Here is an 18,573-nt window from a genome sequence, read left to right as displayed (position 1 = left end):
CCTACTCGGGCAGGCCGGTGACGGACTCCGGCTCGCCGTCGTGCGCGCGCTCGGCGGCGGTCGGTCGGGTGCGCGCGAGCCAGATCATGCCCAGCACGGGGAGCAGGAGCGGCACGAAGCCGTAGCCGCGGCCGAAGAACGACCAGACGGTGTCGTCGGGGAAGAGGGCCGGGTCGAGAGCGGTCACGAGCCCGACGATCAGGACGCCGGCGAGCTCGAACGAGATGGTCGCCCAGGCGACGGCGTAGGAGGTGGTGCCCCGCTTGACGAGGGCCACGGTCGCGACGATGTAGACGACCGCCGAGAGGGCGCTCAGCGTGTAGGCGAGCGGCGCCTCCGAGAACTGCTCGGCGATCTGGAAGACGGAGCGGCCGGTGGCCGCGAGGGCGAGGAGGGCGTAGACCGCGACGAGGACCCGGCCGAGGCCGACCGCGCGCGTTGACTTCTGAGTGACCATCATCGACCAGGATAGGTCGCGGTCGCCGTGCGCGCCGACACGGGCGGCAGGGTCGACGGTCTGCGGCTCGACGACGGCGTCACGCGACCTGCACCGTCCAGATCTGCAGCATGCGGTAGACCATCACGGCGACCGCGAACACCGACGCCGCGAGCACGAGGTTGCTCCACCGGGTCCGGTCGACGAGCGCCCAGACCACCGCCAGGGGCGGGAGGAGGATGGCCGACACCAGGTAGATGTAGAACTCGACGACGTTGCCGGTGGGCGGGTTGCCGACGAACGGGGCCACGATCGCGACGACGAGCTGGACGAGCAGCAGCACGAGCACGAGGGCCGTCGCACCGACGGTGATGTCGTTCGGCAGCTTGCGGGCGAACCCGGCGACGACGCAGACGAGGCCGGCGACGCAGGCCACGACGACCTGCACCCAGGTGAACCACTCGATCATGCCGACACCTCGTCGCTCGGGAAGTTGACGATGGGGACGGCCTGCCCCCGCCGCACCTCGACCAGCCCGGCGAGGTCGCCGGAGGGCGTCACGGCGGCGACGGGCCCGGCGGTGTCGTCGATGCCGACGGTGACGCGCTTGCCGTGGCCGAGGTCGACCGTCTCGTCGGCGGTCATCCGCCAGACGGGGAAGAGGCGCTCCGCCACCGCGGTGGGGGGCAGGAGGGCGGGCGCGACGTCGATGCCCTCGAGGACGGCGGCGTCGTCGACGTCGAAGGGGCCGACGGTCGTGCGGCGCAGGGCCGTGAGGTGCCCGCCGACGCCGAGCCCGGCGCCCAGGTCGCGGGCCAGCGCCCGTACGTAGGTGCCGGAGGAGCAGCGCACCCGGACGTCGAGGTCGCGGACGATCACGGTGCGCCCGGCCTCGTCGACGACCTCGGCGGTGCGCCGGTCGTGGACGGAGAACTCGGAGATCGTGACGTCGCGGGCCTTGAGCTCGACCTCGACGCCCTCGCGGGCGAGGTCGTACGCGCGACGGCCGTTCACCTTGATGGCGCTCACGGTCGTGGGCACCTGGCTGATCGGGCCGCTGAGGGCCCGCACCCCGGCGTCGATCGCCTCGTCGGCGACGGCGGAGGCGTCGTGCGTGGCGGTCGTCTCGCCCTCGGAGTCGTCGGTCGTCGTGGCCACGCCGAGGCGGATGGTCGCCTCGTAGGTCTTGTCGAGGCCGACGAGGAAGGTCAGGAGGCGCGTCGACGAGTTCAGGCCGAGCACGAGGAGCCCGGTGGCCAGCGGGTCGAGGGTGCCGGCGTGGCCGACCTTGCGGGTGCCGGCGGCCCGGCGCACGCGCGACACGACGTCGTGGCTGGTGATGCCCTGCGGCTTGTCGACGAGGAGGATGCCGCTGTTCACGCGACGACGCTACCGCACCGGCGAGGGGCGGGCCTCAGCACGCGTCGTCGAACACGCGGCGCGGGTGCTCCGGGTCGCTGACGTCGACGACGGAGGTCGCCCGGGCACGGAGGCCGCCGCGGTGGGCGTCGGCCGTGACCCAGACGCTGTAGTTCCAGAGGCCGGCGAGCTCGGGCTCGTTGAGCCCGGCGCCGTCGACGAGGAGGATCGCGTCGGCGGGCCCGGTGACCCAGCGCGGCTCGGCGGCGCGGCGGGCCTCGCGGTCGTACGCCGCCTCGACCCACCCGGTGCTGCCGCCGAGGCGGAAGGGCTCGATGAGGACGCGGCGGAAGAGCTCGGGCGCGAAGGCCGGGTCGGCGGCGCCGACGTCGGGCGACGAGCCCGTGTCGACGGGGACGACGAAGTCCTCGACGGAGGCGCGGAAGGCCGCGTGCCCGAGCTCGCGGAGGGCGTCGGCGAGGTCGTCGGCGAACGCGGCCTGGCCGGCACCGGGCAGGCCGTCGACGGCGACGAAGGCGCGGCCCCTCGAGTAGTTGTGCAGGATCTCGGTCGCGAGTGCACGGAGCGTGTCTTTCTTGGCGGGGGCCCAGCGGGTGGTCATGAGGTCACCCTAGGCCGCGGTGCCGCGCGGCGGCTCAGCGGCCGGTGATCACCCGGCCCTCCGCGTCGAGCCAGCGCACGGTGGTGAGCATCGCGTCGAACAGCTCGACCAGTGCGTCCGCCACCGCGTCGCTCGCGGCCTCCGTGTCGGTGGTGCGCTCGTGGGTCTCGAGCACGGTCAGCGTCGACGACACGAGACGGTCGAGCTGCCCGGTCACCCTGGTGAGCGTCGTGCGCCGGCGGACCACCCGACCCGGGGAGTCGCGGGCCGGCTGCCGATCGCCGGTCTCGCTCCACACGACCGCCGGTTCACCTCCCACGCCCAGGGCTGTCGCGCCGCGGCCGACCCGCCCCAGCAGCAGCCGGTCGAGGTCGTCGGTCGACCGTGCAACGACCGGCACCACCGTGACCACGATGCTCGCGGTCGTGCCGGTGTCGGGCAGCGGACCGGCGGTCACGTAGGAGTCGAGCACGTGGCCGTCGACGTCGGCGGCGCGGGCCTCGATCAGCCCGCTGCCGACCCGCTGCGCGAACTCCGGCGGCACCTCCCCGCCGAGGACGCTGCCGAGCTGGTCGACCACGGCGTCGAAGGCCATCTCCGGCCGCAGCTGACCCGGGATCTGCACCCAGCCCCGCGGCACCATCACCGCGTAGCCCACGCCGACGATGCCCGGCCCCCGCCGCACCCACCGTGGCGCGGTCATCGGTCGATCCCCGTTCCGCGGAGCAACCGAGCCCGCACTGGGTCGAGCGACTCGACCGGCTCGTCGGCAGCCGGGTGGCCCCGGCGACGTGCTAGCAGTCGACGCACGCCACGGATCAGGTACACGACGAACGCCACGCCCGCTGAGGCGAGCATCGTGAAGCCCGCGAGCCCCGCGGGAGCAGCCCAGACCGGCGCCGCATCGAAGGCCCACCAGTGGTTCAGGCAGAGCAGGCCGTCAGCAGCCCACACGAAGCTCATCAGCCCCGGCTGGCTGCCACTGGGCGTTCTTCCGCGGCGAACCACCATCTCCACGGCCATGGGCACGATGCCGATCCCCATGCCGACGAACACGAGGCCCGGCATGTCGACCGGAGGCCAACCGGGTGACGACTCGAAGACCGTCTCGATCTCGGATGACCGGCGGCCATCCGCCTCCCAGCGCACGGCGATGATCACCAGCACGATGTTGAAGCTCTGAATGACGAGTACCGGAACCAGACTGCCGTAGTAGGCGACGACCCAGAACCCTGCCGAGATCGGATCAGAAGCACCGCTCGACCTCCGGCCTCTGGTCGTGGACGGGGCTCTCGCGCTCACTTGGTGACTCCCGCCCGCTGCAGCCGGCCGTGAGGATCCAGAACTCGCAACCCACTCAGCACGAAACGCGAGTGACGGCTTCCTTCCAGGTCGGAGCGACGACACGTGCGTCCGGTGGCGCTCGCTGTCGTTCGTCTGCTTTCGGTCAAGGGTGACCTTTGCTTGCGCGACCAGTGCCGTCACTGCGGAGGCACCCATGACGACCGAGGCGGAGAACCCCACGATCATCCCGGAGACGCCTGTCGTGAAGCCCCACACGTGGAGTGACACGAGGACGGCCCCAGCCGCCCAGAGTGCTGCCATCGATCCGGGCTGCCTGCCGCTCGGAGTGGCGGCGGGGCGGACGGCCATCTCGACGGCCATGGCACCGATGACGACGGCCATGCCGGCGAACGCCAGCGTCGGCACCGAGAACGGGGGCCAGTCGGGCGAGGGCGCGTAGATCGAGCCCAGAGCTCGTGGCCTGCGCCCGTCGCTCTCCCAGACTGCGCCGATGACGATGTACGCGATCTGCGCCCCCTGCGTCACGACGAGCGGCGCCGCGCTCAGGTAGTAGGCGAGACCCCAGAACGCGTTGACGCCGGGCGCCTGACTCGCACGCCGCGCCGGCCGCCGAGTTGCTGTGGTCATGAGAGTGCGCCCCAGCGCTGTCATCGCTTCCCTCTCGCCCCGCGGAGCATTCGAACCCGCATCGGGTCCAGAACGAGGGCTGGGTGGTCGGCTGCGGAGCTACCCGCGCGGCTTGTTCGCCACCGCTCGAGGCCGCGTTGGACGAACACGACGAGGGCCACGCCTCCCGACCCGATCATGACGAGCCCGGACAAGCCCTCGGGCTCCGTCCACGGGAGGCCGTCATCGAACGCGGACGACTGGAGATAGCAGAGCACCCCGACCAGCGCCCACGAGAAGGCCATGAATCCTGGTTGGCTGCCACTCGGAGTCGCGGATCTGCGGACCACCATCTCGATCGCCATCGCAGCGATGACAACCGCCATGGCTACGAAGACGAGACCAGGCACGTGGAATGGAGGCCAGCCCGGAGACGGATCGACGTATGACTCGAGATGCCGGGCCCGGAGACCTGCCTGCTTCCAGGACAGGTCGAGCAAGACGTAGGCGACGTTCGTGCCCTGGCTGACCACCAGGGGCGCCAGGCTGAGGTAGTAGCACGTGACCCAGAACGGGGACCTCGGGGACGAGCTGATCGCGGCGACGCGGCGTCCCGATGCGCTCCGCCTCATCGTGCGGCACCACGGAGCTCGGCCAAGGCGCCAGGCACGTATGGCTCCGCCAAGCGCCCTCCCGACACCACGACATCGCTGCCGGACAAGAACCGCGCACCGTTCAACTTGTCCATCGTCCGAGCGATCGCTCCGGGGTCGTCGGTGCTCACTCCTGGGCGACCTCGCTGGAGGAAACGTCTGATCTGCGCCGCCTCCGAGTTGCCCAGCTCGCGTCGGAGCGACTTGTGGAGAACCCCGGCAGAGGATCTGTCCCACGCCTGCTTGACCGTTGCGGTCGCGAACGAGCGCGATTGCCCTGAGGAGACGAGGCTGTCGATCCGAGCGGCTCCGATGCCCTTCGCGGCCGTCTTGGCGCTTGAGACCAGGGCAGAACCCGCGCCGAAGGTCGCCAGGGAGAGGGCTGCGTAGGCCACGTCCTCCCACGTACCCGTCCCGGCCACCGCCTGGGCCGACGTGACGGCCAAGATGCCGACCATGAGAGCGAGAGCGAGAACGTTGAGACCGGGGATGAACATCGCTACGCCAGCCAGAACCATGCCGATGATCCCTGCGGCGGTGACGAGGCCGTCGATCCAGTGGTCGTTGTCCTCCATCCACTGCTGGAAGCCGTCGAAGGCCACGCCCGCGGCGCCGCTCACGTCGTCCCAGAACGAGTCGCGGGGCCCGTCGGCCTCGAGGTCGTCCAGGCGCGCGATCGCGGTCGTCGCGGCGGCCTCGACCGCGGCGTGCGCGGCGTCCACACGGCCGCCGTGGAGCACGACACGCTCGGCAGCCTCGGCGAGACGCAGACGCTGCACACGAGCGAGCTCCTCGTAGTCGGCCCGCGCCTCCTCGCCGACCGCGACCAGGGCCATGCCCTCGTATTTCTCGACCAACCGTCGAGCCGCGTCGTGGTCGTCGACCGCGAGGCCGTGCTCCCGGAGGGCGGGCCCCGAGGCCGCCTGTGCCTCCTCCAGGGCGGCGGCGTAGGCCCGCAGTGCCTCCCCCGCGCCCTGGTAGCGACCGTGCACGCTCCGCAGCTGCTGCTCGACCTCGCCCGCCGATGCGAGGAAGGCCTCGATCGCGTCGCTCTGCGCCCCCTCGGCGTCCAGGGTGCGCAGCGACTCGGCCGCCGACCAGATCAGCTCGGCCGTCGCCCCCCACCGCACGGCCAGCGCCAGCACCTGGGTCGGATCGCCCGTGACCCGGGGCTTCGACAGATCGCCCGCGACGTTCACGACGCCTCGTCGCGGAGGGTCCGAGGGCAGCGAGGTCTCGTCATGGTGGGTCCTGTCTCACAGTGGTCGGCGGGCTGCTGCCCAACATTCCACATGTACCGTTCTGTCGCCACCCGGCGGCCGATGCTGGGGACGATGACCGGGGCATCGCGCCTGGGGAGGGCGTGCCTCCGCCGAGGGCGCGCAGCCTAGGATCGACCGGTGCCCCTCGCCTCCCCCGTCGCCGCCTGGTTCCGCGAGAACGGGCGCGACCTGCCCTGGCGCCGGCCCGGCTTCACCGCGTGGGGAACGCTCGTCAGCGAGGTGATGCTCCAGCAGACGCCGGTCGTCCGAGTCGTCCCGCGCCTCCAGCAGTGGCTCGAGCGCTGGCCCACGCCCGCCGACCTGGCCGCCTCCCCCGCCTCCGACGCCGTCCGCGCCTGGGACCGCCTGGGCTACCCCCGTCGCGCCCTCGCGCTCCACGCCGCCGCCGTGGCGATCACCGAACGGCACGGCGGAGTCGTCCCCGAGGAGGTGCCCGATCTCCTGGCGCTGCCCGGGGTCGGCGACTACACGGCCCGGGCCGTCGCCGTCTTCGCGTACGGGCACCGGCACCCCGTCGTCGACACGAACGTGCGTCGCGTCCTGGCCCGCGCCGTCGAGGGCCTGGCGGAGCCCTGGGCCCCGTCGGCCCGTCGTGACCTGCCGCTGATGGAGGCACACCTGCCCCTCGACCGAGAGGAGGCGCGGGTCGTCAGCGCAGGAGTGATGGAGCTGGGTGCCCTGGTCTGCACCGCCCGCTCGCCCCGCTGCGACGAGTGCCCCCTGATCGCGGAGTGCGCGTGGGTGCTCGCCGGACGCCCGGCGCACGTCGGGCCGCGCCTCCGCACCCAGGCGAAGTTCGAGGGATCGGACCGCCAGGTGCGCGGGCTCGTCATGGCAGAGCTGCGGGCGAGCGACGTGCCCGTCACCGCCACGGAGATCGCGACGGTGTGGCCCGACGCCGCCCAGCGCGACAGAGCCCTCGCCGGCCTGCTCCGTGACGGGTTGGTCACGGGCAGTGCCGACGAGGGCTGGGAACTGCCGAGCTGACGACGCGAGGCGCCTCGGCCTCAGGTCAGCGGGTGCCGCCGTCCGGCTCGACGAAGCCGTCGCCGACCGGGGCGTCGCCCGCAGGGGCGTCGGCCGAGGGCGCGGGCTCGCCGTCGTCGAGCCCCAGATCCTCGTCCTCGTCGTCCTCGCCCTCGTCGTCGTAGTCGTCCTCGTCACGGGGCTTCACGTACGGGTCGGCGTCGCCGGCGTACTCGGCCGTGGCGGCGATGGTCTGGCTCTCCTGGTCACGCTGACGCGCCTCCTGCAGGAGGCGGTCGATGGACGCCGCGTTCTCCGGCAGGGCGTCGAGGATGAACTCGATGCTCGGGGTGAGGCGCGCGGTGATGTTCTTGCCCACCTCGCTGCGGAGCATGCCGGTCGCGGACTTGAGGGCGGCACCGGTGTCGCGGCGCTCCTCGTCGGTGCCGTAGACCGTGTAGAAGATCGAGGCGTGCTGGAGGTCGCCCGTCACCTTGACGTCGGTGATCGTGACGAAGCCGAGACGCGGGTCCTTGATGCCCTTGTCGAGGCGCCGAGCGACGATCTCCTTGATGCGGTCGGCCATCTTGCGGGCGCGCTGCGGGTCAGCCATGTCGGGCTCCTTCTGCTGGTCCGCTCAGGGCGAGCGGTGAGGGGTGAGGCCCCGCCCCGACCGGAGTCGGGGCGGGGCCTCGTTCAGTGCTGTGACGCCGGGGTCAGACCCGCGGCTTCTCGACCATCTCGATGGTCTCGATCTCGTCGCCGATCTGGATGTCGTTGAACTTGCCGAGACCGATGCCGGCCTCGAAGTCCGTCCGCACCTCGGTGACGTCGTCCTTGAAGCGACGCAGCGAGTCGATCGCCAGGTTGTCGCCGACGACGACGCCCTCGCGGATGACCCGAGCACGGGCGTTCCGGGTGATCGTTCCCGACCGCACGATGACACCGGCGATGTTGCCGACCTTCGACGAGCGGAAGATCTCGCGGATCTCGGCCACACCGGACTGCTTCTCCTCGAACTCGGGCTTGAGCATGCCCTTGAGCGAGTTCTCGATGTCCTCGAGGGCCGCGTAGATGACCGAGTAGAAGCGGACGTCGACACCCTCGCGAGCAGCGCGCTCCCGGGCCTTCGTGTCGGGGCGGACGTTGAACCCGATGATCACCGCGTTGTCGACCGTGGCGAGGTTGACGTCGCTCTCGGTGACGGCACCCACGCCGCGGTGGATGATGCGCAGCTGCACGCTGTCGTCCACCTCGATCTTGAGCAGCGACTCCTCCAGCGCCTCGACGGCACCGGACACGTCGCCCTTGATGATGATGTTGAGCGCCTCGACCTTGCCCTCCTCGAGAGCACGGGTGAAGTCCTCGAGCGAGATGCGCTTGCGGGCCTTGGCCAGCGACGCGTTGCGCTCGACGGCCTCGCGCTTCTCGGCGATCTGACGGGCCGTGCGGTCCTCCTCGGTGACGAGGAAGGTGTCGCCGGCGCGGGGGACGCTCGACAGGCCCTGGACCAGCACGGGCCGGCTCGGGTAGGCCTCGTCGACGGCGTCGCCGTTCTCGTCGACCATCGCACGCACGCGGCCGTAGGCCGTGCCGGCGACGATGGCGTCTCCGACGCGGAGCGTTCCCGACTGGATGAGCACCGTGGCGACGGCACCGCGACCCTTGTCGAGTCGAGCCTCGATCGCGACGCCTCGGGCGTCCTTGTCGGGGTTCGCCCGCAGGTCGAGGCCGGCATCGGCCGTGAGCAGGACGGCCTCGAGGAGGGCGTCGATGTTCTTGTTGTCACGGGCCGACACGTCGACGAACATGACGTCTCCGCCGTACTCCTCGGCGACGAGACCGTACTCGGTGAGCTGCTGCCGGACCTTCGCCGGGTTCGCGCCCTCCTTGTCGATCTTGTTGACCGCGACCACGATCGGCACGTTGGCCGCCTGGGCGTGGTTCAGGGCCTCCACCGTCTGCGGCATGATGCCGTCGTCGGCGGCGACCACGAGGATCGCGATGTCGGTGACCTGCGCACCACGGGCACGCATGGCGGTGAACGCCTCGTGGCCCGGGGTGTCGATGAAGGTGATGGCGCGCTCGACGCCCTCGTGCGGGGCCCACACCTGGTAGGCACCGATGTGCTGGGTGATGCCACCCGCCTCACCGGCCACGACGTTGGCGTTGCGGATCGCGTCGAGGAGTCGCGTCTTTCCGTGGTCGACGTGGCCCATGACGGTCACGACGGGGGGACGGATCTGCAGGACGGACTCGTCCTCGTCCTCGAGCTCCTGCTCGAGATCGATGTCGAAGCCCTCGAGGAGCTCCTTGTCTTCGTCCTCGGGCGAGACGACCTGGATGTTGTAGCCGAGCTCCTCGCCGAGCACCTGGAAGGTGGCCTCGTCGAGGGACTCCGTCGCCGTGGCCATCTCACCGAGGTGGAAGAGCACGGTCACGAGGTTGCCGGGGCTGGCGTCGATCTTGTCGGCGAAGTCGCTGATGGACGCACCGCGACGGAGACGGACGATCGTGCTGCCGTCGCCGCGGGGGACGCTGACGCCGCCCAGGGACGGCGCCGACCGCATCTCGAACTCGGCCCTCTTCGTCCGCTTCGACTTGCGTGCCTTGCTCTTGCCGCCACCGCGGCCGAACGCGCCGGCCGTGCCGCCGCCGGGGCCGCGACCACGGCCGCCGCCGCCGCCCGCGGGGCGGGGAGCGCCGAAGCCGGGGCGGAAGCCGCCCGCGGCACCGGGAGCGCCGCCGCCGGGGCGCTGGAACCCGCCGCCGGCACCGCCGGGACGAGCACCGGCACCGGCCGGACGCTGTCCGAAGCCGTTGGGGCGGGGGCCTGCGCCCACGCCGGGGCGCGGGGCACCCGGACGGGGAGCACCGGGACGGGGAGCCATCGGGCGGGGGCCCGCGGCGCCGCCGGGGCGCGGCATGCTGCTCGCGGCGCCGGAGCCTCCGGGACGGGGCGCGCTGGGGCGACCCATGCCCTGGTTGCTGGCGAAGGGGTTGTTGCCGGGGCGCGGGGCACCGGGGCGGGGGCCACCGGGCTTGGGGCCGGCGGCACCGGGCTTGACGGCGTCCGCCGCGGGGGCGGAGGCGGCCTCGGCGGCGGCGGCGGCGCGCTGCGCCTCTGCCTGGGCCTGACGCTCGGCGACGGTGAGCGGCGCGACGGGCGCGGGTGCCGCCTCCACCTCGGGCTCAGCGGCGACGGGAGCGGGCTCCGGAGCAGCGGGCTGCTCGGCGACCGGGGGCTTGGGGGTGGGCGCCGCGGGGCGGGGCGTACCCGGCTTGGGAGCCGACGACGACGCCGCGGTGGCGGGCTTGGCGGGTGCCTTCGGGGCGGGCGACGCCGAAGCAGCACCGGCGAACGCCTGGCGCAGCTTGCGGGCGACGGGGGGCTCGACGCTGGAGGACGGGCCCTTGACGAACTCGCCCATCTCCTTGAGCTTCTCTAGTGCGGTCTTGCTGTCGATCCCCAGCTCGCTGGCGATCTCGTGTACGCGTGGTTTAGCCACAGTTCTCCTGTCTCGGGCCCCGCCCGATCAGGGTGGAGCCGTCAGTTCTGGACGGGTCTCATTTCGAGCCGCTCATTAGTTGTCCATGTGCCTGTCAGCCTGTTCTGTCTGGGCTAGTGGTCGTGGTGGAACTCGGGGTGGTGCATCGGGAGTGGTCCGTGCCACGAGGTGGTCGCGGAGCTCCTGCGAGTCGGGGTCCGAGTCGAGGCGGAACGCACGGCGGAAGGCCCTGCGCTTCACTGCTGACTCGAACGCCTCCATCGAAGGCGTCAACCACGCACCCCGCCCGGGGAGCGAGGCGGTCTCGTCGACCACCAGGCGTCCGTCTCGGACGACGATCCTCACGAGTGAGGACCGCGGAGCGCGCGTTCGAGTGCCGATGCACGTTCTGACGGGTTCCACCTTACCCCCTCGGGTCGCGGGACGGGAGACGCCGGGGGCGAACGGCGTGGTGCGCCGCCGGCCCCCGGCATCGTGGTCGACGATGAACGTCAGTCGTCCTCGAGGATCGAGTCGGGCTGGATGGGTCATGCCTGCCACCGTGCCGCCGACGCTGCGCGCCGTCGACCCGGCGCGCGGACCGACGTCCAGCTCAGTCGTCCTCGAGGATCGAGTCGGGCTGGATGTCGATCCGCGCGCCCGTCAGCTTCGCGGCGAGGCGGGCGTTCTGGCCCTCCTTGCCGATGGCGAGCGACAGCTGGTAGTCGGGCACGAGGGCGCGGACGGCCTTGGTCGACTTGTCGATGACGAACGCCGACGACACCTTCGCGGGCGACAGGGCGCTCGCGACGAAGGTCGGCAGGTCGCTGGAGTAGTCGACGATGTCGATCTTCTCGTCGTTCAGCTCGGTCGTGACGGCGCGGACCCGCTGGCCCATCTCGCCGATGCAGGCGCCCTTGGCGTTGACGCCCGCCTCCGTGGCCCGGACGGCGATCTTGGTGCGGTGGCCGGCCTCGCGGGCGAGCGACACGATCTCGACGACGCCGCTGGCGATCTCGGGCACCTCGAGCGCGAAGAGCTTGCGCACGAGCGAGGGGTGGGTGCGCGAGACCGTGATCTGCGGCCCCTTTGTGCCCTTGCTGACGCCCGTCACGTACACGCGGATGCGCGAGCCGTGCGCGTACTTCTCGCCGGGCACCTGCTCCTCCGGGGGCAGGATCGCCTCCACGGTGCCGAGGTCGACGTGCACCATGCGGGGGTTCGGCCCCTGCTGGATGACGCCGGCGACGATGTCGCCCTCACGGCCCTTGAACTGGCCGAGGACCTTGTCGTCGCCGATGTCGCGCAGGCGCTGGTTGATCACCTGCTTCGCGGCGAAGGCGGCGATGCGACCGAAGTCGCTCGGGCTGTCGACGGCCTCGCCGACGACGGCGCCCTCCTCGTCGCGCTCGATGGCGAAGACGGACACGTGGCCCGTCTTGCGGTCGAGCTCGACGCGGGCCGCGGGCACGCGGCTCTCGGGCTGGTTGGTGTGCTTGAGGTAGGCCGTGAGGATGGCCTGCTCGATGATGCCGACGAGCTCCTCGAAGGGGATCTCGCGTTCGCGCTCCATGAGGCGCAACACACTCAGGTCGATGTCCACTGAGGGCCTCCACTGTTCAGATCTGCAGGCTGCGCGCGCGGTGGCGCACACAGCATCCCCCTACGGTACCCGAGTGCGGGCGGGGGGACGCACCTCCCGGACGCACGACACCGCGCCTCCTCGTCAGGACGACGGGGAGGCGCGGTGCCGGTGGTCAGGAGGCGCGCGGTGCCGAGAGGGCCGCCACGGCCTCGGCGACGGTGACGGGGGTGCGCTCGCCCGTGCGGCGGTCCCAGAGCTCCACGACGCCCTCGCCGGCCGAGCGGCCCACGACGACGATGCGCGGCACGCCGAGGAGCTCGGCGTCGCCGAACTTCACGCCGGGCGAGACCTTGGGGCGGTCGTCGTACAGGACGTCGAGGCGGTGCTGCTCGAGCTCGGCGGTCAGGGCCTCGGCCACCTCGAAGACGACGGGGTCCTTGCCGGTGGCCACGACGTGCACGTCGAAGGGCGCCACGTTCTCGGGCCAGACGAGGCCCTTCTCGTCGTTGTTGGCCTCGGCGATGACGGCGAGGATGCGGGTCACGCCGATGCCGTACGAGCCCATCGTGACGGTGACCTGCTTGCCGTTCTCGTCGAGCACCTTGAGGCCCAGGGCCTCGGCGTACTTGCGGCCCAGCTGGAAGACGTGGCCGATCTCCATGCCGCGAGCGGTCTCGATGGGGCCGGAGCCGTCGGGGGCGGGGTCTCCCTCGCGCACCTGGGCCGCCTCGACGACGCCGTCGTGCTCGAAGTCGCGACCGGCGACGAGACCCGCGACGTGGACGCCGGGGATGTTGGCCCCGGTGACCCACGAGCTGCCCTCGACGACGCGGGGGTCGACGACGTAGCGGATGCCGGCTCCCCAGCCCGCACCGCCGGGCCCGATGTAGCCCTTCACCAGGCCGGGCGCCTTCGCGAAGTCCGCGTCGCCGGCGGCGTCGACCTCGGCCGGGGCGAACGCGACCTCGAGCCGCTTCATGTCGACGTCGCGGTCGCCGGGCAGGCCGACGACGACGAGCTCGCGCGTGCCGTCGAGGTGCGTGAGCGCGACCACGACGTTCTTGAGGGTGTCGGCGGCCGTCCAGGGCCGGCCGTCGGCGCGCGGGTGCGCGGCCTCGAGCTGCTCGACGAGCGAGGCGATGGTGGGCGTGTCGGCCTTGTCGAGCATCACGGCGGCGGGCTGGCCCTCGATCGGCACGGTGGCGGGCACGGTGGTGGTGAACGCCTCGACGTTCGCCGCGTAGCCGCCCGCCGAGCGGACGAACGTGTCTTCGCCGACCTCGGTGGGGTGCAGGAACTCCTCGGAGCGGGAGCCGCCCATGGCCCCGGCGTCGGCCTGGACGATGACGTACTCCAGGCCGAGGCGCGTGAAGATCCGCTCGTAGGCGTCGCGCTGGGCCTGGTAGCTGAGCTCGAGGCCCTCGTCGCGGACGTCGAACGAGTAGGCGTCCTTCATCGTGAACTCACGGCCGCGCAGGAGGCCGGCCCGGGGCCGTGCCTCGTCGCGGTACTTGTCCTGGATCTGGAACAGGGTGAGGGGGAGGTCCTTGTACGACGAGTAGAGGTCCTTGACGAGGAGCGTGAAGACCTCCTCGTGCGTGGGCGCCAGGAGGTAGTCGGCGTCCTTGCGGTCCTTCAGGCGGAACATGCCCTCGCCGTACTCCGTCCAGCGGCCGGTCGCCTCGTAGGGCTCCCGCGGCAGCAGGGCCGGGAAGTGCACCTCCTGGGCGCCGGCGGCGGCCATCTCGTCGCGGATGACGGCCTCGATCCGGGCCTTGACGCGGAGGCCGAGCGGCAGCCAGGCGAACACGCCCGGCGCCTGGCGGCGGATGTAGCCGGCCCGCACGAGGAGGCGGTGGCTGGTCACCTCCGCGTCGGAGGGGTCTTCTCGGAGGGTGCGGACGAAGAGCTGGGAGAGGCGCGTGGACACCCGACCAGCTTAGGGGCGCGGCGGCCCCTCACCACGGCTGGCCGTCGTAGTCCCCCGGGTTCTGCTCGTAGTACCGCTCGCGGTCCTGGTCGCGCTGCTGCTCCTGCCGGCTCTGCTCGCCCTGCTCCTGCAGCTGCTCCAGGGGCGTCTGGCCGCCGGCTCCGCCCTCGCCCTCCTCCCCGTCGCCGGGCGCGGGCTCGCTCCCGTCGCCTCCGCCCGGGTCGCCGTCGCCCGGCTCGCCCTGGGCCTGCTGCTCCTTCTCGCCGAGGCGACCCTCCGCCTGGTCGAGCGGCTCGGAGGTGTCGGGCTGCTGCGGGTCCTCCGGGGGCCGGAAGCAGCCCTCGGGCGCCTCCTCGATGGTCGTCAGGCCCAGTGCGTAGAGCGCCGCGGCGTCCGCGTAGCGGAGCTCCAGGAGCGCGGCGTCGCCCTGCGCTTCGATGGTCAGCACGAGGTCGGTGCGGATCACGCAGGAGACCGTGTCGTCGTCGGGGGCGAGGTCGAGGGCGGTGACGAACTCCTGCCGCGCCACGTCGAGCACGCCGATCTGCGCGTACGCCGTGCCCCGGTCGAAGTGGTGCACCCAGGGCTCGACGACGTTGGCGACGCCGAGCGGCCCGGTCAGCGACGCGGCCCGCTCGAAGTCACGGGCACCGTAGGCCTGCTGCGTGAGCGCGGCGGCGATCGGGAGCGACAGCAGCTTGACCGCGACGAGGAGGACGACCAGGGCGACCGGGGCCGACCACAGCAGGAGACGACGACGCAGACGGCGCCGGTACTCCTCGACCGTCGGGGCCGGGGTGCCGACGCGGGCACGAGCGACCTCGTCGACCGGGGGCGGGGGCAGTGTGTCGGTCACGGACGGGCTCCGGTCGTGGGTCGGCGGGCGTCGGAGGCGCGGGGCGGCCGGTCGGAGCCGGCGGCGCCCCCGGGCCGGGGAGGCCGGGCGGGCCTGACCTCCGCCAGGGCGCGGGCGACCTGGAGGGCGTCGACGAGCACGAGCAGGAAGAGCGGCACCGCGGCGATCCAGTACAGGTCGGTCACGGTCTCGGACCGGGTCGCGTCCGACGCGACGCTGCCCGAGCGCACGTCGGCGACGACGGAGTCGACGCTCGTGCCCGCCGAGCGGTGCTCGTACGGCACGCCGAGCTGGTCGGCGACGGTGCGGAGCGCGTCCTCGTCGATGCGCGAGATCGCCTCGGGCTCCCCCGCCTGGGTCCGGTCGAGGATGTACTCGTCGCTGCTGTACTCGTCGCCGTACCCGTCGAACACCTTCATCGGCCCGCCGTCGGCGGTGCCGTAGCCGAGCACGGCTCCCCCGTCGACGTCGCCGGCCGCCTCGGCGAAGGACTCGGGCTCGTCGCCCGAGGTCTGCTCGCCGTCGCCCAGGTAGTAGACGACGTTCGCCCGTGCCGGGTCGGCGTCGCGGGCCTCGGCCAGGCGCTCGGCGAGCAGCTGGTTCGCCTCGCTGATCGAGCTGCCCCGGGAGTACGTCGTGATCTCCTGGTTCATGACCTCGGCCGCCGACACCACGGCGGCCGCGTCGTCGGTGAGGGGCGTGCGCAGCACCGCGGTGCTGTCGAAGCTGATCAGCGAGAACCTCGCCCCGGCGAGCTGCTCCGCGACGGCGGCCACGTCGGCGCGGACCCCCGTCAGCCGCGGCTCACCGTCGCCCCAGTCCTCCGCCGCGATGCTGGAGGTGGTGTCGACGACGAAGAAGACGTTGACCTGCGCGACCGACGACTCGGCCGAGCCTCCCGGCAGGCCGGGCCGGGCTGCCACGACGAGGAGCAGCGCCACGACGCCGAGGCGCCGAGCCCAGGCCCGGGCGAGCCGCCGGTTCGACCGCTCCGAGACGAGCCGCCAGGCGGTGAAGCCGAGCAGGGCGACGCCGACGACGGCGAGCAGCCACCAGGGCAGCACGGGCTGGAGGACGACGGCCCGGGCGACCCCCGTCGAGGCGGTGACCAGCGCCTCCCCCGTGCCGACCGCGCTCACAGCCGCACCCGCCAGAGCAGGAGGAACGCGCCCGCGACGCCCAGCAGGGCCGCGATGACGAGCCCCTGGGGCTGGTCGGTGACGACGAGCCGGCGCGTGCCCGTGAACAGCCCGGCCTCCCGCTCGTCGATGGCGTCGATCACCGCGGAGACCGTGTCGTCGTCGCTCAGGGCGTAGTAGGCCCCGCCGGTGTCGACGGCCACCTGCTCGAGCTCCCCCGCCACCTCGTCGGCGACGGCGTCGGACGAGTAGTCGGCCGGGTTCAGCGCGTAGACGCGCACGTCGCGCTCGGTGGCGAGCTCGCCCGCCTCGGCGAGGGTCACGAGGGCCTGGCCGTTGACGTAGTTGTCGGTGGCCAGCACGACCGACTTGGGCCGGGTGCTCTCGCTGCCGCCGTCGAAGCCCAGCACGCACGACGCGAGGCCGTCGCCGATCAGCGAGGCCCCCTCGCCGAGGTCGGTGCCCGACCAGTACCGCGTGCCGTCCTCGCCGAGGGAGTCGAAGGAGGCGCCGTAGCGCTGGAGCTGCTCGGTCACGAAGTCGTAGTCGTCGGTGAGCGGGAAGGCCGTGACGGCAGAGCTGTCGAAGAGGGTCAGGCCGATCCGCTCGCCGTCGAGCCCCTGGGCCAGCTGGGCGAACGTCTCGACGATCTGGGCGTCGACCTCGGTCATCGAGCCGGAGACGTCGAGGCACAGCACGATGTCGCGCTTGTAGGACGGCGGCTCGACCACCTGGGTCGACGAGGGGCGTGCGGCGAGCAGCGCGCCGACGCCGCCCAGGGCGACCAGGACGACGAGCGCGGCCACGAGCAGCGCGCGGTACCGGCGCACCAGCCGTCGGTACACCGGCAGCTCGGTGAGGCGCTCGCTGTGCGCGACGGGCGTGCCGAGGCGACGGAGGCGACCCCGCTCGCGATGGAGGCGACGCACGGTGAGCCAGACCGCGACTCCCGCGACGACGAGGGCCACGAGGGGCACCCACCAGAAGATCAGGCCCACGAGGTGATCACCTCCCGTGCCGTGGCGACGGCGTGACGCGCGTCGCCCGGGTGCGCCGGCCGGAAGGCGGGCGGGTAGTACTCCTCGACCGCGCCGGTGAGCTGCGGGAGGTCGGACTCGCGCAGGTCGGCGAGCGTCATCACGTGGGTGTCGACCCCGGCGGTCTCGTGGGCGAAGGAGCGCAGCAGGAGGCTCAGCCGGCCGTGCACGGCACGGTCGTCGAGCCTGCCCGCCGCGGCCGCGGCCTCGACCTCGTCGACCAGGCCGAGGTACCGGGCCCGGACGCTCGGGAGGTCGACGGCGGCCGCCCGGCGGGCGGCACGCTCGGCCGGCGGGAGGCGTCGTGCCGAGAACCGCACCACGAACACCCACCACCCGACGACCAGCGCCAGGAGCAGGAGGCCGAGCGCGAGCCAGAGCCCCCACCACTGGTACTGGTAGGGGCCGAAGAAGCCGTCATCGTCGAGCACGGCGGTGCTTCTCGATCAGGGCCGAGAGACCGGGGACGACCTGCGACTGGGCGGTGAGGCGCACGCTGCTGATGCCGAGGGCCTGCAGCTGCCGCTCAGCGTCGCCGACCCGCCGCTCGGACGAGGCGTCGAAGGCGACCCGCAGGGCTCCGTTCTCGCGGAGGTACGCGGGCAGCCCCGACGCCTCCTGGACGTCGTAGAGGTCGCGCGCGTGGCCCGTGCGGCTCATCAGGTCGGCGTCGCCGACGGTGAGCCAGAGGATCTCGTGCTGCGCACGGAGCCGGCGCAGGAGCTTCTCGAGCGCCTCGTCGACCACGACGTCGTCGGCGACCACGAGCAGCATCGACCGCCGACGCACGCCCCGCGCGACCCAGGAGAGGACCCCGTGCAGGTCGCTGCGGGGCGCCTCGAGGCTCACCCGCTCGTCGACGCGTCGCAGCAGCATCTCGAGGTGCGCGTCGGTGGACCCGGCGGGGTGGGCCCGCGTGCCCGACTCGTCGCCCGCGACGAGGCTGACGACGTCGCCGTGCTGCGCCGCGATGTAGCCCAGGGCCCCGGCCGCCATCACCGCGATGTCTTTCTTGGTCTCGCCGCCGGCCGCGGTGGCGGCCATGTTGCGACCCGTGTCGACGACCAGCACCAGGTGACGGCGACGGCTCGCGATGTAGCGCTTGACGAGGGGCTCGCCGTGGCGCGCGGTGGCCTTCCAGTCGATGTCGCGCACCTCGTCGCCCGGGACGTACGCCCGCAGGTCGTCGAAGTCGTGGCTGCGCCCGTGGTGCACCGAGGCGTAGCCGCCCTCGAGCAGGTCGAGGGTGCGTCGGTGGGCGAACAGCGACATCTTCGTGCGCACCCGGAGCAGCAGGCCCGGCACGGC

The 18,573-nt window shown here is 72.5% G+C and carries 18 protein-coding genes; 1 reads left to right on the top strand and 17 read right to left on the bottom strand.

The features are described 5' to 3' along the window. Position 1: 1 nt before the first annotated feature. From IFT72_RS03665 to IFT72_RS03635, 7 genes are all read right to left on the bottom strand, one after another. A complete protein-coding gene (locus tag IFT72_RS03665; RefSeq protein ID WP_056054076.1) occupies positions 2–460 on the bottom strand; it encodes a hypothetical protein in 459 nt (152 codons plus the stop codon). Positions 461–536: 76 nt separating this feature from the next. Further along, the gene (locus IFT72_RS03660; RefSeq protein ID WP_056054073.1) at positions 537–905 is read right to left on the bottom strand and encodes a hypothetical protein; all 369 of its coding nucleotides are present in this window, start codon (positions 903–905) and stop codon (positions 537–539) included. Further along, entirely contained in the window at positions 902–1,816 is a 915-nt protein-coding gene (gene truB / locus IFT72_RS03655) for a tRNA pseudouridine(55) synthase TruB (RefSeq protein WP_192045591.1), read from the bottom strand. Before truB ends, IFT72_RS03660 begins: the two co-directional genes overlap by 4 nt. A gap of 34 nt (positions 1,817–1,850) precedes the next feature. Then, positions 1,851–2,417, bottom strand: coding sequence for a hypothetical protein (locus tag IFT72_RS03650; protein WP_192045590.1), 567 nt, complete (start codon positions 2,415–2,417; stop codon positions 1,851–1,853). Between the two features lie 34 nt (positions 2,418–2,451). Then, on the bottom strand, positions 2,452–3,120 hold the full coding sequence (locus IFT72_RS03645) for a hypothetical protein (protein ID WP_192045589.1): 669 nt from the start codon (positions 3,118–3,120) through the stop codon (positions 2,452–2,454). Next, positions 3,117–4,349, bottom strand: a complete 1,233-nt coding sequence (locus IFT72_RS03640) for a hypothetical protein (protein ID WP_192045588.1) — start codon at positions 4,347–4,349, stop codon at positions 3,117–3,119. Before IFT72_RS03640 ends, IFT72_RS03645 begins: the two co-directional genes overlap by 4 nt. A gap of 607 nt (positions 4,350–4,956) precedes the next feature. Continuing rightward, on the bottom strand, positions 4,957–6,180 hold the full coding sequence (locus IFT72_RS03635) for a hypothetical protein (RefSeq protein ID WP_192045587.1): 1,224 nt from the start codon (positions 6,178–6,180) through the stop codon (positions 4,957–4,959). Between the two features lie 201 nt (positions 6,181–6,381). On the opposite strand from IFT72_RS03635, the gene IFT72_RS03630 reads away from it, so the two are divergent. Continuing rightward, the gene (locus IFT72_RS03630; protein WP_371741152.1) at positions 6,382–7,251 is read left to right on the top strand and encodes an A/G-specific adenine glycosylase; all 870 of its coding nucleotides are present in this window, start codon (positions 6,382–6,384) and stop codon (positions 7,249–7,251) included. A 25-nt stretch (positions 7,252–7,276) separates the two neighbouring features. Here IFT72_RS03630 and rbfA read toward each other — a convergent pair whose 3' ends face one another. From rbfA to IFT72_RS03580, 10 genes are all read right to left on the bottom strand, one after another. After that, positions 7,277–7,843, bottom strand: a complete 567-nt coding sequence (rbfA, locus tag IFT72_RS03625) for a 30S ribosome-binding factor RbfA (RefSeq protein ID WP_192045586.1) — start codon at positions 7,841–7,843, stop codon at positions 7,277–7,279. A 103-nt stretch (positions 7,844–7,946) separates the two neighbouring features. Continuing rightward, positions 7,947–10,739, bottom strand: coding sequence for a translation initiation factor IF-2 (infB, locus tag IFT72_RS03620; RefSeq protein ID WP_192045585.1), 2,793 nt, complete (start codon positions 10,737–10,739; stop codon positions 7,947–7,949). A gap of 75 nt (positions 10,740–10,814) precedes the next feature. Continuing rightward, complete coding sequence (locus IFT72_RS03615) at positions 10,815–11,270, bottom strand: YlxR family protein (protein ID WP_197981067.1); 456 nt, start codon at positions 11,268–11,270, stop codon at positions 10,815–10,817. Positions 11,271–11,331: 61 nt separating this feature from the next. Continuing rightward, positions 11,332–12,321 carry a transcription termination factor NusA gene (gene nusA / locus IFT72_RS03610; protein ID WP_056054040.1) on the bottom strand — a complete coding sequence of 330 codons (990 nt, stop codon included), beginning with the start codon at positions 12,319–12,321 and terminating at the stop codon, positions 11,332–11,334. A gap of 154 nt (positions 12,322–12,475) precedes the next feature. Further along, on the bottom strand, positions 12,476–14,233 hold the full coding sequence (locus tag IFT72_RS03605; RefSeq protein ID WP_056054037.1) for a proline--tRNA ligase: 1,758 nt from the start codon (positions 14,231–14,233) through the stop codon (positions 12,476–12,478). Positions 14,234–14,261: 28 nt separating this feature from the next. Beyond that, the gene (locus tag IFT72_RS03600) at positions 14,262–15,089 is read right to left on the bottom strand and encodes a hypothetical protein (protein ID WP_192045584.1); all 828 of its coding nucleotides are present in this window, start codon (positions 15,087–15,089) and stop codon (positions 14,262–14,264) included. Further along, a complete protein-coding gene (locus IFT72_RS16480) occupies positions 15,086–16,228 on the bottom strand; it encodes a VWA domain-containing protein (protein WP_192045583.1) in 1,143 nt (380 codons plus the stop codon). Before IFT72_RS16480 ends, IFT72_RS03600 begins: the two co-directional genes overlap by 4 nt. Then, positions 16,225–17,226: a VWA domain-containing protein gene (locus IFT72_RS03590; RefSeq protein WP_192045582.1), complete on the bottom strand. Its 1,002-nt coding sequence runs from the start codon at positions 17,224–17,226 to the stop codon at positions 16,225–16,227. Before IFT72_RS03590 ends, IFT72_RS16480 begins: the two co-directional genes overlap by 4 nt. Further along, complete coding sequence (locus IFT72_RS03585; RefSeq protein ID WP_056054026.1) at positions 17,217–17,696, bottom strand: hypothetical protein; 480 nt, start codon at positions 17,694–17,696, stop codon at positions 17,217–17,219. Before IFT72_RS03585 ends, IFT72_RS03590 begins: the two co-directional genes overlap by 10 nt. Continuing rightward, a complete protein-coding gene (locus IFT72_RS03580) occupies positions 17,683–18,570 on the bottom strand; it encodes a DUF58 domain-containing protein (RefSeq protein WP_156369916.1) in 888 nt (295 codons plus the stop codon). Before IFT72_RS03580 ends, IFT72_RS03585 begins: the two co-directional genes overlap by 14 nt. Positions 18,571–18,573 lie beyond the last annotated feature (3 nt).

Origin of the sequence: Frigoribacterium sp. CFBP 8754, from assembly GCF_014841815.1 — a bacterium.
GTDB lineage: Bacteria > Actinomycetota > Actinomycetes > Actinomycetales > Microbacteriaceae > Frigoribacterium > Frigoribacterium endophyticum.
The sequence above is the reverse complement of the archived record's forward strand: the minus strand, read 5'-3'. Positions and strand labels throughout refer to the sequence as shown.

What these genes read in the sequence shown, in the direction of transcription:
- IFT72_RS03615 (WP_197981067.1), bottom strand. Translation starts at nt 11,270, where the DNA reads ATGACCCATCCAGCCCGACTCGATCCTCGAGGACGACTGACGTTCATC.
- IFT72_RS03660 (WP_056054073.1), bottom strand. Translation starts at nt 905, where the DNA reads ATGATCGAGTGGTTCACCTGGGTGCAGGTCGTCGTGGCCTGCGTCGCC.
- IFT72_RS03650 (WP_192045590.1), bottom strand. Translation starts at nt 2,417, where the DNA reads ATGACCACCCGCTGGGCCCCCGCCAAGAAAGACACGCTCCGTGCACTC.
- IFT72_RS03665 (WP_056054076.1), bottom strand. Translation starts at nt 460, where the DNA reads ATGATGGTCACTCAGAAGTCAACGCGCGCGGTCGGCCTCGGCCGGGTC.
- IFT72_RS03645 (WP_192045589.1), bottom strand. Translation starts at nt 3,120, where the DNA reads ATGACCGCGCCACGGTGGGTGCGGCGGGGGCCGGGCATCGTCGGCGTG.
- rbfA (WP_192045586.1), bottom strand. Translation starts at nt 7,843, where the DNA reads ATGGCTGACCCGCAGCGCGCCCGCAAGATGGCCGACCGCATCAAGGAG.
- IFT72_RS03640 (WP_192045588.1), bottom strand. Translation starts at nt 4,349, where the DNA reads ATGACCACAGCAACTCGGCGGCCGGCGCGGCGTGCGAGTCAGGCGCCC.